The sequence below is a fragment of the Pseudomonas sp. MS01C9 genome (assembly GCF_058202755.1).
Genome location: NZ_CM177073.1, coordinates 1,620,686 through 1,633,146, shown reverse-complemented (window position 1 = coordinate 1,633,146; position 12,461 = coordinate 1,620,686). Strand labels below are relative to the sequence as shown.

Annotated in this window: 11 protein-coding genes; 2 read left to right on the top strand and 9 right to left on the bottom strand. The window is 62.7% G+C overall.

Annotated elements, in window-relative coordinates:
* Nucleotides 1-66: 66 nt before the first annotated feature.
* The 5 genes from lnt to miaB all read right to left on the bottom strand — a co-directional run bounded on the left by lnt (nt 67) and on the right by miaB (nt 5,492).
* The gene (lnt, locus tag AC1M7R_RS07545) at nt 67-1,590 is read right to left on the bottom strand and encodes an apolipoprotein N-acyltransferase (RefSeq protein WP_072395866.1); all 1,524 of its coding nucleotides are present in this window, start codon (nt 1,588-1,590) and stop codon (nt 67-69) included.
* A 27-nt stretch (nt 1,591-1,617) separates the two neighbouring features.
* Complete coding sequence (locus AC1M7R_RS07540) at nt 1,618-2,457, bottom strand: CorC family transporter (protein ID WP_072395868.1); 840 nt, start codon at nt 2,455-2,457, stop codon at nt 1,618-1,620.
* Between the two features lie 40 nt (nt 2,458-2,497).
* Entirely contained in the window at nt 2,498-2,956 is a 459-nt protein-coding gene (ybeY, locus tag AC1M7R_RS07535; RefSeq protein ID WP_072395870.1) for an rRNA maturation RNase YbeY, read from the bottom strand.
* The gene (locus AC1M7R_RS07530) at nt 2,949-3,959 is read right to left on the bottom strand and encodes a PhoH family protein (RefSeq protein ID WP_072395872.1); all 1,011 of its coding nucleotides are present in this window, start codon (nt 3,957-3,959) and stop codon (nt 2,949-2,951) included. The genes ybeY and AC1M7R_RS07530 overlap by 8 nt, the downstream gene beginning before the upstream one ends.
* A gap of 204 nt (nt 3,960-4,163) precedes the next feature.
* Complete coding sequence (gene miaB, locus AC1M7R_RS07525) at nt 4,164-5,492, bottom strand: tRNA (N6-isopentenyl adenosine(37)-C2)-methylthiotransferase MiaB (protein ID WP_165887259.1); 1,329 nt, start codon at nt 5,490-5,492, stop codon at nt 4,164-4,166.
* Nucleotides 5,493-5,625: 133 nt separating this feature from the next.
* On the opposite strand from miaB, the gene AC1M7R_RS07520 reads away from it, so the two are divergent.
* Nucleotides 5,626-5,955: a DUF1820 family protein gene (locus AC1M7R_RS07520; protein ID WP_024780849.1), complete on the top strand. Its 330-nt coding sequence runs from the start codon at nt 5,626-5,628 to the stop codon at nt 5,953-5,955.
* 136 nt (nt 5,956-6,091) lie between these two features.
* Here the strand turns inward: AC1M7R_RS07520 and AC1M7R_RS07515 are convergent, their stop codons facing one another.
* From AC1M7R_RS07515 to AC1M7R_RS07500, 4 genes are all read right to left on the bottom strand, one after another.
* The gene (locus tag AC1M7R_RS07515; RefSeq protein ID WP_072395876.1) at nt 6,092-6,646 is read right to left on the bottom strand and encodes a tetratricopeptide repeat protein; all 555 of its coding nucleotides are present in this window, start codon (nt 6,644-6,646) and stop codon (nt 6,092-6,094) included.
* Between the two features lie 218 nt (nt 6,647-6,864).
* Nucleotides 6,865-8,148 carry a glutamate-1-semialdehyde 2,1-aminomutase gene (gene hemL / locus AC1M7R_RS07510; protein ID WP_072395888.1) on the bottom strand — a complete coding sequence of 428 codons (1,284 nt, stop codon included), beginning with the start codon at nt 8,146-8,148 and terminating at the stop codon, nt 6,865-6,867.
* 22 nt (nt 8,149-8,170) lie between these two features.
* Nucleotides 8,171-8,797, bottom strand: coding sequence for a thiamine phosphate synthase (gene thiE, locus AC1M7R_RS07505; RefSeq protein ID WP_072395890.1), 627 nt, complete (start codon nt 8,795-8,797; stop codon nt 8,171-8,173).
* 17 nt (nt 8,798-8,814) lie between these two features.
* A complete protein-coding gene (locus AC1M7R_RS07500; RefSeq protein ID WP_072395892.1) occupies nt 8,815-9,612 on the bottom strand; it encodes a bifunctional hydroxymethylpyrimidine kinase/phosphomethylpyrimidine kinase in 798 nt (265 codons plus the stop codon).
* Between the two features lie 456 nt (nt 9,613-10,068).
* Here AC1M7R_RS07500 and AC1M7R_RS07495 point away from each other — a divergent pair, with 456 nt between their 5' ends.
* Nucleotides 10,069-12,453: a hybrid sensor histidine kinase/response regulator gene (locus AC1M7R_RS07495; RefSeq protein ID WP_072395902.1), complete on the top strand. Its 2,385-nt coding sequence runs from the start codon at nt 10,069-10,071 to the stop codon at nt 12,451-12,453.
* Nucleotides 12,454-12,461: the final 8 nt, after the last annotated feature.

Below are 12,461 nucleotides of genomic sequence, written 5' to 3'. Positions count from 1 at the left end.
TTGAATGGGGGGCGCTTCGCGCCCCAGCGGGGATAAAGCCGCTCTCCATGGGGGCGGGAAAAGGCCTTAGACGGTCTTGGCCATCCGCCCCGCCATCAGCGCCCAGCCCACCAGCAACACACACAGGATGATCAATGGCCACGAGCGCCATTGCAGGTACGGTGTCAGTCCATGCATCGGCACCACGTCGCCATAGAGGATGCCTCGCTCGAATTGAGGGATCTGTGCGGTGATTTGCCCAAAGGGGTCGATCAGGCCGGTCACGCCGTTGTTGGTGGCGCGGATCATCCAGCGACCGGCTTCCAGGGCACGCATCTGGGCCATTTGCAAGTGTTGCAAGGGGCCGATGGACGTGCCGAACCAAGTGTCGTTGCTGATGGTCAGCAGCAGGTCGCTGCGGGCCGACAGGCCTGCGGCGAATTCTGGATAGACCACTTCATAGCAGATGAACGGCGCGATCTGGTAACCCTTGGCCTGCAGCAATGGCTGGTCGGACGGGCCGCGGGCGAAATCCGACATGGGCAGGTCGAAGAACGCGATCAGGCCCCGCAGCAGGTCCTGCAGGGGCACGTATTCGCCGAACGGCACCAGCTTCTGCTTGAGGTAGGTGCCGTCGCCTTCGCCGGTCACGGTGATGCCATTGAAATAGCGCTTCTCGTGGCGCACCAGTTGGCGAATCGGCACGCCGGTAATCAGCGCCGATTGCCGCTCGGCGGCGAAGTTGCCCATCATGTCCAGATAGCCCTGGGCAGATTCCTTGAGCACCGGGACCGCCGTTTCCGGCCAGATCAGCAGGTCGACGCGTTTGGAGGCGAAGCTCATGTCGCGGTACAGGGCCAGTTGCGCGTTGAGCTGATCGGGGTCCCACTTCATGTTCTGTTCGATGTTGCCCTGGATCGCCGCGACACTCAGCGGGTCGCCCGAAGGGCTGGTCCAGGCATGCCCCTTGAGCGCCATGCCGACGATCCACGGGCCCGCCAGCAATGCCACGCCGGCCGCGATGAATCCCTTGCGCCTGGCGCGGATCAGCCGGGGCGCGTTGTACAGCAGCGCAGCGGTCAGGGCCAGGGTGAAGGAAATCAGCCACATTCCGCCCAGCGGCGCGAGGCCGGCCAGCGGACCGTCGAGCTGGCTGTAGCCGGAATACATCCAGGGAAATCCGGTGAGGAACCAGCCGCGAAAGGCCTCCTGGCCGAGCCAGAGCGCGGCGAAGGCCAGGGCGTCGGCCAATGGGGCTTCGTTGCGCCGCAGCCAGCGGGCCCAGAGCCAGGCGGGCAGGGCGAAGAACCAGGCGATGGCGGCAACGAACAGCAGCATCAGCAGCCCGGCAAGCAATACCGAGGCGCCGCCGAAGTTATGGATGCTGACGTAGATCCAGCTGGTGCCGGCGCCAAACAGGCCGAAGCCGAAGCACCAGCCGCGGCCCAGAGCCTGGCGAGGGGAAAGCTCGCGCAACCCTGCGTAGAACAACCCCACCGCCAGCAGTGCCAGGGGCCAGATGTCGAAAGGCGCCAGGGCCAGGGTGGTGATCGCGCCGGCCGCCACGGCCAGCAGGTTACCGGGCCAGCCGGGGCGGGTTATCCAGCGCATGTATGTCCTTAGCGGGTCTCGAGTGGTTTAACGGGCGATGGGTGACAGGCGCAGCAGGTGGATCCGGCGGCTGTCGGCGTTCAGGATGCGGAAGCGCCAGGAACCGATTTCCGTGGTTTCGTTGCGCTTGGGCAGGTGGCCGAAGGCGCTCATCACCAGGCCGCCGACGGTGTCGAACTCGTCGTCGGAGAACTGGCTGTCGAAGAACTCGTTGAAGTTCTCGATCGGCGTCAGGGCCTTGATCAGGAAGTCGCCGCTGGGCAACGGCTTGATGTAGCTGTCTTCTTCCACGTCATGCTCGTCCTCGATGTCGCCGACGATCTGCTCTAGCACGTCCTCGATGGTGACCAGCCCGGCCACGCCGCCGTACTCGTCGATGACGATGGCCATGTGGTTGTGGTTGGCGCGGAACTCGCGCAGCAGCACATTGAGGCGCTTGGATTCGGGCACGAAGGTGGCCGGACGCAGCAGGTCCTTGATGTTGAAGCTGTCGCCGTTCTCCTGGAGGATCAGCGGCAGCAGGTCCTTGGCCAGCAGCACGCCCATGACATCGTCGTGACTCTCGCCGACCACCGGATAGCGCGAGTGGGCCGAGTCCACCACGGCTGGCAGGAATTCGCGGGGTGTTTGGGTCGCCTTGATGCTGATCATCTGCGAGCGCGGGACCATGATGTCCCGTACCTGCAGGTCAGCGACCTGGATGGCGCCCTCGACGATGGCCAGCGCTTCGCTGTCCAGCAGTTTGTTCTGGTGTGCATCGCGCAGCAGCTCCAGCAGCTCCTGGCGGTTTTTCGGCTCATGGGCAAAAGCCTGGGTGAGCTTGCCCAGCCATGACTTCTGCCCGTTGGTCGATCGATCTTCGCTCATAGCGATTACTCTGAATCCTTTGTCGTTACAGGTTGATGTATCAGTGTTCGTCGTCGGCGTAGGGGTCGGGATGACCCAACTCAGCTAGCAACGTTCGTTCCAGCGCTTCCATTTCCTCGGCTTCTTCATCTTCAATATGGTCGTACCCCAGAAGATGCAAGCAGCCGTGAATCACCAGATGGGCCCAGTGGGCCTCGGGGCTCTTGCCCTGTTCGGCCGCTTCGCGCTCCACCACCGGCACGCAGATCACCAGGTCGCCCAGTAGCGGAATGTCCAGCAGATCGTCGGGCACGTCGGCGGGGAACGACAGCACGTTGGTGGCGTAGTCTTTCTGCCGCCAGGTGTGGTTCAGCTCGCGGCCTTCGGGTTCGTCCACGAGGCGGATCGTCAGCTCCGAGTCGGCGCTGCGCTGGCGCAACGCCAGCTCGCACCACTGGCGGAACTGGGCTTCCTGGGGCGCGGGGTGTTCACTGGCCAGTTGCAGGTCGAGTTCAAGCATCGGGACGATTGCCTTTGCCGTCATGCGTGTCCTCGGCCGCGCGCTGTTCGAAGCGCTCATAGGCCTCGACGATGCGCTGTACCAGTGGATGGCGCACGACGTCCTTGGGCATGAAATGGGTGAAGCTGATACCCGGCACGTCCTTGAGCACCTGGATCACATGGTGCAGCCCGGACTTGGTGCCACGAGGCAGGTCGACCTGGGTGATGTCCCCGGTGATGACGGCGGTTGAGCCGAAGCCGATCCGGGTCAGGAACATTTTCATCTGTTCGACGGTGGTGTTCTGGCTTTCGTCGAGGATGATGAAGCTGTTGTTCAATGTACGACCGCGCATGTAGGCCAGCGGCGCGACCTCGATGACCTGGCGCTCGATCAGCTTGGCGACATGTTCGAAGCCGAGCATTTCGTAGAGCGCGTCATACAGGGGCCGCAGGTACGGGTCGATCTTCTGGGTCAGGTCGCCCGGCAGGAAACCGAGCTTTTCACCCGCTTCGACTGCCGGCCGCACCAAGAGGATGCGCCGGACCTGTTCGCGCTCCAGCGCGTCCACCGCGCAAGCCACGGCCAGGTAGGTCTTGCCGGTACCGGCCGGGCCGATGCCGAAGTTGATGTCGTTGCCCAGGATTTCCTTCACGTAGCGCTGTTGATTCAAGCCGCGCGGGCGAATCATGCCTTTCTTCGTGCGCAGGGCCACGGCAGGTTCCGACGGGGCGTGGTTGTCGAGTTCTTCGACAGCCGATTCCTGCAGGAACAGGTGGACCGTGTCCGGCGACAGCTCGCTCCCTTTGGTTTCCCGATAGAGACGGCGCAGGAGGTTTTCCGCGGAGGTGGTGTGCTTGGGTTCGCCGATCAGCTCGAACTGGTTTCCGCGGTTACGGATCTCGATGGCCAGGCGCTGTTCGATCAAGCGCAGGTGCTCGTCGAATTGCCCGCACAGATTGGCGAAGCGGCGAGCCTCAAAGGGCTCGAGGATAAAGCGATGGGGTTCGATGGGTGCGTTCAAGGTCGTTTTTAGCCGCCCGGGGCAATTGAAGTGAAATCAAGGATAACGCCAGTAGGCTGGGTGTGAAAGGTCTTAAACGATCACAGGGCTCGACACTATCCCTGTGGGAGCGAGCCAGCTCGCGGTGGCTGAGTGTCTGTCGACATTGGCATCAACTGATCCACCGCTATCGCGAGCAGGCTCGCTCCCACAGGCAATGGGGGGTTACTGGACCAGCGAACCCCGCAGGGAGTGCGGTTGCGCGGAGTCGATGTGCACGTCGGCGAACTGGCCGATCAGGGCCGGGGTGTCGCAGCGGAAATTGACGATGCGGTTGTTTTCGGTCCGTCCTTGCAGTTCGCCAGGGTCTTTTTTCGAGTAATCGGTCACCAGGATCCGCTGGATGGTACCGACCATTTGTCGGCTGATCTCGAAACCCTGCTGGTTCAAACGGTGCTGCAAGGCGTTGAGCCGTTCCTTTTTCAATTCCTCGGGGGTGTCGTCCGCCAGGTCGGCCGCCGGAGTGCCGGGGCGCTGGCTATAGACAAAGGAATAGGAAAAGTCGAAACCCACGTCTTCGATCAGCTTCATGGTCTGCTGGAAGTCTTTCTCGGTTTCGCCGGGAAAACCGACGATAAAGTCCGAACTGATGCAGATCCCCGGAACCGCCGCCCGCAGTTTGCGCAGTTTGGACTTGTACTCCAGCGCCGTGTGGTTGCGTTTCATGGCCGCGAGGATCCGGTCGGAACCCGATTGCACCGGTAGATGCAGGTGCTTGACCAGTTCCGGCACCTCGGCATGGGCGCGAATGAGGCTGTCGGAGAACTCCAGGGGGTGCGAAGTGGTGTAGCGAATACGGTCGATGCCGTCCACCGCCGCGACCACGCGGATCAGTTCGGCGAGGTCCGCGAGCCGGCCGTCATGGGTCAGGCCACGATAACCGTTGACGTTCTGCCCCAGCAGCGTGACTTCTCGAACGCCGTTCTCCGCCAGATGGATGATCTCGGCGATCACGTCGTCGAATGGCCGGCTGACTTCTTCGCCCCGGGTGTAGGGCACTACGCAGAAAGTGCAGTACTTGCTGCAACCTTCCATGACCGAGACATAGGCGCTCGGGCCATCGATGCGGGGCTCGGGCAGGTGGTCGAATTTCTCGATCTCGGGGAATGTGACGTCGACCTGCGGCAGCTTGGTGATGCGCGCCGCGTCGATCATTTCCGGCAGGCGGTGCAGGGTCTGCGGGCCGAAAACCACGTCAACGTACGGCGCACGGTCACGAATCGCCGCGCCTTCCTGGCTGGCCACGCAGCCACCCACGGCGATGACCATCTCCGGGTTGGCCAGTTTGAGTTCGCGCCAGCGGCCGAGCTGGGAGTAGACCCGGTCCTGGGCGCGTTCGCGGATCGAGCAGGTATTGAGCAGGATCACGTCCGCGTCTTCAGCGCGCGCGGTGACTTCCAGGGCCTGGTGCTCACCCAGCAGATCCACCATGCGCGAGCTGTCGTACTCGTTCATCTGGCAACCGTGGGTTTCGATGTAAAGCTTCTTGGCCATGGACCTGGGTCTCACGTGATTCAAAGAACCGCGCATTATAGGGAACAAGTCCCCCGGTTCCTACCGCTGTGCGAGCAACGGCTATGCTATAGTTCGCGCCCTCATTTTTACCCGCCGATGTGTTTCGCCTGCCATGACCAAACGTGAAGCTCCAATCTACAAGGTGATTTTCCTCAACCAGGGCCAGGTGTTCGAGATGTACGCCAAGCAGATCTACCAGAGCGATCTGTGGGGCTTCCTGGAGGTAGAAGAGTTCGTCTTCGGCGAGCGCACGCAGGTGGTCGTCGATCCGAGTGAAGAAAAGCTCAAGGCACAGTTCGAAGGCGTGGTGCGCAGTTTTGTGCCGATGCACTCGATCGTGCGTATCGACGAGGTGGAGCGCCTGGGCACCCCGAAAATCAGCGAAGCCCGTGGCACGGTTGGCAACGTGATGCCATTTCCGATGCCGATGCCCGAGAAGTAAGTCAAGACCGAGGTGCTCCCAATCGCGAGCAAGCTCGCTCCCACACTGGATTGTCGATGCTCGCAAACTTGTGCGCACAGAGAGCCCATTTGGGAGCGAGCTTGCTCGCGATGAGGCCATCAAGGCCGAAGAATAGTCAGGGCAGTGGTGAAAAAGGCGTGCGCCCGTCGGCGTTCTGCAATTCCATCAGGTATTTGCGGAAGATCTGTCCCAGCACCTGGGTTGCCACTTCCAGCTCGTCGCGGGGCATCTGCTCGGCGACTTCGTCGGCGGTGTCCAGGGCTTCTTCGGCGCCATTGACCGCTGCCATCTTCAGGACAATGTAGGCCTGGACGTTATTGGCGGGTACGCCTTCGCCATGGAAGAACATGCCGCCCAGCTTGAACTGCGCCTGGGCATGGCCTTGCAGCGAGGCTTTTTCGAAATAGTCGAGGGCCAGCTTGAGGTCGCGTGGCGCGGCCTTGCCGTCGTAGTAGAACTCACCCAGCTCGTATTGCGCTTGAGCATCGCCTGCGTCCGCCGCTTTTCGACAGGCGTCGAGCGCCGGTGCGAGATCTTGTGGCTGGGTGTTGAGCGTGCAACGGCCCATCGCCGGGATCAACAACGAGTTGCCGCCTGCCTGTGCATTCGCCAGCAGGGGCTGAAGGAGCAACAGGCAGCCCAGGGCAAGGGTGCGGCCGGTGCGGTTCATGGGAATCGACTTACCTCTGAGGGGCGCGCGGACCCTCCGGGGGATCCAATAAGCGCGCATTATGAAATAAGCAGGGCCATCCTTACAAAGTCTTTACTCGTTTTTCTGCTGCTGATGGGCATCAATGGCGGCTTCAGGGGTAAAGGCGTAGGAAAAGAGGCCGGGGGCTATCGTCAATCACTGACGCTGGTGTCAGCCAGCGTCAGTTATCCACAGGCTTACTTCAGCGCAGCGAAGGCTCGTTCGGCCGCATCGAGGGTGATCTTCAGCTCGGCCTCGCCATGGGCGATGGAGGTAAAGCCGGCTTCGAATGCGCTCGGTGCCAGGTAGACGCCGCCTTCGAGCATCAGGTGGAAGAAGCGCTTGAAGCGATCTGCATCGCTGGCCATGACATCTTCGAAGGTCACGATGTCGTCTGCGCCGCTGAAGTACAGCCCGAACATGCCGCCGGCCTGGGTGGTCACGAACGGGATGCCTGCGGCGTCCGCACGAATCTGCAGGCCGTCGAGCAGGCGGGTGGTGTAGTCGGTCAGCTCGGCGTGGAAGCCGGGGCGGCTGATCAGGCGCAAGGTGGTCAGGCCGGCGGCCATGGCCAGCGGGTTGCCCGACAGAGTGCCGGCCTGGTAGACCGGGCCCAGCGGCGCGATGCATTCCATGATGGCGCGCTTGCCGCCGAAGCAGCCCACTGGCATGCCACCGCCGATGATCTTGCCGAAGGTGCTCAGGTCCGGAGTCACGCCGTAATGGGCCTGGGCTCCGCCGAGGGACACGCGAAAACCGGTCATCACTTCATCGAAGATCAGCACCACGCCATGTTGGTCACACAGGCTGCGCAAGCCTTCGAGGAAACCGGGGGCCGGCGGAACGCAGTTCATGTTGCCGGCCACCGGCTCGACGATGATGCACGCCACTTCCTGGCCGACTTCGCCGAGCATCTTCTCGACTTCTTCCAGATCGTTGAACGGCAGGGTCAGGGTGTGTTTGGCGAATGCCGCCGGCACGCCGGCCGAGCTGGGCACGCCTTGGGTCAACGCGCCGGAACCGGCCTTGACCAGCAGGCTGTCGGAATGGCCGTGGTAGCAGCCTTCGAACTTGATGATGCTGTCGCGACCGGTGTAGCCGCGGGCCAGGCGGATGGCGCTCATGGTCGCCTCGGTGCCGGAGCTGACCATGCGCACCATCTCCATGGACGGCACGATGGAGCAGACCAAGTCGGCCATCTCGGTTTCCATCGCGGTCGGGGCACCGTAGGACAGGCCGTGCTCCAGTTGCCGGCGTACGGCATCCAGCACGTCCGGATGGCTGTGCCCGAGGATCATCGGGCCCCACGAGCCCACGTAGTCCACGTAGCGCTTGTCGTCTTCGTCGGTGACATATGCGCCTTCGGCGTGCTTGAAGAACAGCGGGGTGCCGCCGACGCTCTTGAATGCACGGACGGGGGAGTTCACGCCGCCGGGGATATGTTTCTGGGCGTTGGCAAACAGGGTTTCGGAACGGGACATGGTCGGTCTCTCGAAATCGGAATCAGTTGATGTGCAACAGGCTGTTGAAGGCGCGGGCGCGGCGCGTCACCTCGGCGGTGCTGTCGGCGCCGAACAGGCCGTGGACCACGGCGAGCAGGTCGACACCGTGGGCCACCAGCGGGGCGGCATTGTCCAGGGTGATGCCGCCAATGGCGCATACCGGGATATGCAGTTTGACGCGGGCCTGTTCGAGCAGTTCAAGGTTTGCGCTGGGCGCGCCGGGCTTGGTGTTGGAGTTGAAGAAGCGTCCGAAGGCGACATAGCTGGCACCCTCGCTGGCCGCCTGTTCGGCCAGCTCCAGGCTGGAATGGCAGGTGGAGCCGATGATCGCCTTGCGCCCGAGCAGCGCCCGCACCGGTGCCAGCGGGCCATCGGTCTGTCCCAGGTGCACGCCGACGCCCAGGCGCGCAGCCAGCTCGGCATCGTCGTTGATGATCAGCTGGGTCTTGTAGCGTTCGCACAGGTTGCGCAGCGCTTCGGCTTCGCGCAGGCGCCGTGCTTCGTCGCTGCTCTTGTCGCGGTATTGCAGCAGGGTGACGCCACCTTCCAGTGCCGCTTCGACATAGGCGAGGAACTTGCCGGCCAGTAACTGGCTATCGGTGATGGCGTAAAGGCCACGTAGTTTCATGCAACAGGCCTCCGGTGCTAGGAGCAGAAATCCAGCGGCAGGCGACGCGGCACGAACTGGCCTTTGCCCAGCTGTTCGGCATCGCGCAAGGTGCGCCAGGTGTAGTCCAGGGCTGTCTTCACGGCGCTGGCAAGCTGTTCGCCCTGGGCCAGTCGGCCGGCCAGGGCGCTGGCCAGGGTGCAGCCGGAGCCATGGTAGCTGCCGGGCAGGCGCTGGCAGGTAAAGGTTTCGCGACGACCGTCCCGGCTATACAGGCGATTGTGAACTTCATGTTCGTCGCCATGACCGCCGGTGATCAACAGGTGCTTGACGAAGGGCAGCAGTTTTTCGGCGCATTCATCCGCGCTGCCCTCGGGCAGTTCGGCGAGGATGCGGGCTTCGGGCAGATTGGGGGTGGCAATGATCGACAAGGGCAACAGGCGTTCGCGCATGGCGTAGCCGACTTCATCCTTGCCCAGGCGACCACCGCCGCCGGCGCGCAGCACCGGGTCGCAGACCGTCGGCAAATGCGGATGCGCCTGGAGCAGCTCGACCACGGTGTCGACCATTTCCAGCGAGCCGAGCATGCCCAGCTTGACTGCCGCCACCGACGAATCGTTGAGCACGGCATTGGCTTGCGCCAGGACCCACTCCCGGTCGAGTACGCGGAAATCGCTCACGTTCACCGTGTCTTGCACGGTCAGCGCGGTAACCGCCGCAGCGGCGTGACAACCCTGGGCGAGCAAGGCTTCGATATCTGCCTGCAGGCCGGCGCCCCCACTGGGGTCGTGGCCGGAGAGACAGAGGACAACGGGGCGAGAGCTGTAGATATTCATGGTGCGCGAGCTTACCACCAAACCCATTCGATCGGCGCACGCCTGTAGCAGGGGAAACAGCTGCAGGCAGGATTTATGTGTGGCGAGGGATCCAAGGCCCTGTACCAAAAGCCTTGATGCCTGTTCATGCTGCGTTGAAAACTGCCCCGCACTGCCTGACCTTCGTCTCAAGACTTTTCGTACAGAGCCTGGCGAAACGCTAAATTCCCCTCGCCACCCTCGAGCCTGGCTGCAGGGGCGCATCGCAATCTGACCAAAGCAACAGCTCTAGCTCAATGCATTGCGCTGAAACGCCCGTTCTAGAGCGTTCTGGTGGAAAAATTTCAATGGTGCAGATTGGCCATCAGCGGCTATGCTAAAGATGGATCCAACACATAACAGGTAATGCCGGTTTTACGTCTACTCAGGGAATGGGGGGCTTCCTGACTCAACCGGACAGGCCACGCTGGGGCTTAAATGCGCTATTTGCTGATGTTGCTGCTGTGCTTGCCCCCCTTGGCGAGCGCCCTCGAATTCAATGAGTTCACCCAACGCCTGTCCCTGGGTCAGGCCATGCAGGTTTTCGAAGACGTCAACGGCACGGCCACCCTCGACGATGTCATGGCCCAGGCCGCAACCGGTGGCTTCAAGCCCCATGGCAAGGACACCCTCAACGCCGGTTATTCACGGTCGGCGTTCTGGCTGAAGATCGACCTGCACTACCGTCCCGAGAATCCCCAGGCCCAGCGCACCTGGCTGCTGGAGCTGGCGTATCCGCCGCTGGACCACCTCGACCTGTACCTGCCGGACGCCACGGGAGCGTATCGCCTGGTTCGCCGGACCGGCGATGCGCTGCCGTTCGCCGCCCGGGAAATTCGCCAGAACAACTATGTCTTCAGCCTGGACTTCAAGCCCGACCAGCGCCAGACCGTGTATCTGCGCCTGCAGAGCGAGGGGTCGATCCAGGCGCCGCTGACGCTGTGGTCCAGCACCGCTTACCTCGAACAGCAACCGGTGCGCCTGTATGTGTTGGGGATCATCTATGGCGTGTTGCTGGGGATGCTGGTCTACAACCTGTTCATCTACCTGAGCGTGCGGGACACCAGCTACCTCTATTACATCGTCTACATCGCTTCGTTCGGCCTCTATCAGTTGTCGGTCAACGGCGCGGCGGTGGAGTTCTTCTGGCCGGACAGCCCCTGGTGGGCCAACGCCGCGACGCCGTTCTTCATCGGTTGCGCAGGACTGTTCGGCAGCCAGTTCGCCCGCAGCTTCCTGCAGACCACCCAGTACTGCCGCTGGATGGACCGGCTGTTGCTGGCCTTGATCGCCTACAGCGCCGTGGTGATCGGCCTGTCTTTGATGACCAGCTACGCCCTGGCACTGCGTCTGGCGACACTACTGGCGCTGGTCTTCACCGTGGTGATCTTTGCCGCCGGGTTGTTCGCCTGGTGGCGCGGGTTGCGGGTGGCTCGTTACTTCATCATCGCCTGGTCGGCGTTCTTGGTGGGGGGCATCGTCAACACGATGATGGTGCTCGGCTACCTGCCGAACGTCTTCCTGACCATGTACGCCAGCCAGATCGGCTCGGCCATCGAGGTGGCGCTGTTGTCCCTGGCCCTGGCCGACCGCATCAACGCCATGCGTGAACAGCAGGCCCAGACGCTGTTCGACGCCGGGCAGAAACTGGAAATGCTCAACCAGCAGTTGGCCCAGGGCAACAAGCTCAAGGACGAATTCCTCGCCACCCTGACCCACGAGCTGCGTACCCCCATGAATGGTGTGATCGGTTCCCTGGAGCTGATGGAAACCGTCGAAATGGGGGAGGAGCTGATCCAGTACCAGCAGACCGCCGCCGGTTCGGCGCGGGACATGATGCGTATGGTCAACGGTATGCTCACCCTCACCGAGTTGCAGGCGGGCAAGCTCAAGGTTTCGCCGGCACCGTTCAGCCTTCGCGGGATGATCGATGCCCTGCAGGTGCAGTTCGGCAGCAATGCCGGGGCCAAGGGGCTGGATTTCAAGGTTGACGTGGCATCCGGCGTGGCGGATCGCCTGCTGGGGGACAGCGGCAAGCTGGCGCAATGCCTGGAGTGCCTGTTGGACAATGCCATCAAGTTCACCCGGGTGGGGGGGCTTGCGCTGCGAGTCAGTGGCAGGCCAACGGCGCTCGATCGATGGGCGCTGTCCTTCGCCGTGATCGATACCGGCATCGGCTTCACCGACCTGGGCGAGGCGACGTTGTACCAGCGGTTCTTCCAGCTCGACGGCTCGATGACCCGTGAGTTCGGTGGTCTCGGCGTCGGCCTGGCGATTTGCCGGCAACTGGTGGAGTTGCTCGGTGGCCGTTTGACCCATACCTCCGAGCCCGGCCGTGGCAGCCGTTTCCAGCTGGACGTCGAATTCGAGACGGCACTGCCCGTGTCCGTGCCCACGCCGTTTTCGTTCGGCGCTCGGCAGGGCGCTCGCCGGCCCCAGGACTGCACGGTGCTGTTGGCCGATGACAATAGCGTCGATCAGTTGGTCATGCGCGGCATGTTGCTCAAGCTTGGCTATCGGGTGCGTACGGTCGACAACGGGCATGCGGCACTGGAACTGTTGCAGCAAGACAGTTTCGATGCGGTGTTGCTCGACTGCCAGTCGACCCCGCTGGACGGGGCGGCGGTCTGCTGCCAGATCCGTACCCTGGCCGGGTGTGAAGATGTGCCGGTGCTGGTGGTCAGTCCCTCCCTGGAGCAGCCTTTCTGTCCCTCGGGTTCTTTGATCGATTACCTGAGCAAACCGGTGAAATTCGAGGTGTTGCAGACGATCCTGCAACGGCGGGTGCTTTGTCCGAAGCAGGGTGAAAGCGCCGATATTTAGGCAGGTAT

Coding starts and splice junctions, on each gene's coding strand:
- lnt (WP_072395866.1), bottom strand. CDS start 1,590: ATGCGCTGGATAACCCGCCCCGGCTGGCCCGGTAACCTGCTGGCCGTG.
- AC1M7R_RS07540 (WP_072395868.1), bottom strand. CDS start 2,457: ATGAGCGAAGATCGATCGACCAACGGGCAGAAGTCATGGCTGGGCAAG.
- ybeY (WP_072395870.1), bottom strand. CDS start 2,956: ATGCTTGAACTCGACCTGCAACTGGCCAGTGAACACCCCGCGCCCCAG.
- miaB (WP_165887259.1), bottom strand. CDS start 5,492: ATGGCCAAGAAGCTTTACATCGAAACCCACGGTTGCCAGATGAACGAG.
- AC1M7R_RS07520 (WP_024780849.1), top strand. CDS start 5,626: ATGACCAAACGTGAAGCTCCAATCTACAAGGTGATTTTCCTCAACCAG.
- AC1M7R_RS07515 (WP_072395876.1), bottom strand. CDS start 6,646: ATGAACCGCACCGGCCGCACCCTTGCCCTGGGCTGCCTGTTGCTCCTT.
- hemL (WP_072395888.1), bottom strand. CDS start 8,148: ATGTCCCGTTCCGAAACCCTGTTTGCCAACGCCCAGAAACATATCCCC.
- thiE (WP_072395890.1), bottom strand. CDS start 8,797: ATGAAACTACGTGGCCTTTACGCCATCACCGATAGCCAGTTACTGGCC.
- AC1M7R_RS07500 (WP_072395892.1), bottom strand. CDS start 9,612: ATGAATATCTACAGCTCTCGCCCCGTTGTCCTCTGTCTCTCCGGCCAC.
- AC1M7R_RS07495 (WP_072395902.1), top strand. CDS start 10,069: ATGCGCTATTTGCTGATGTTGCTGCTGTGCTTGCCCCCCTTGGCGAGC.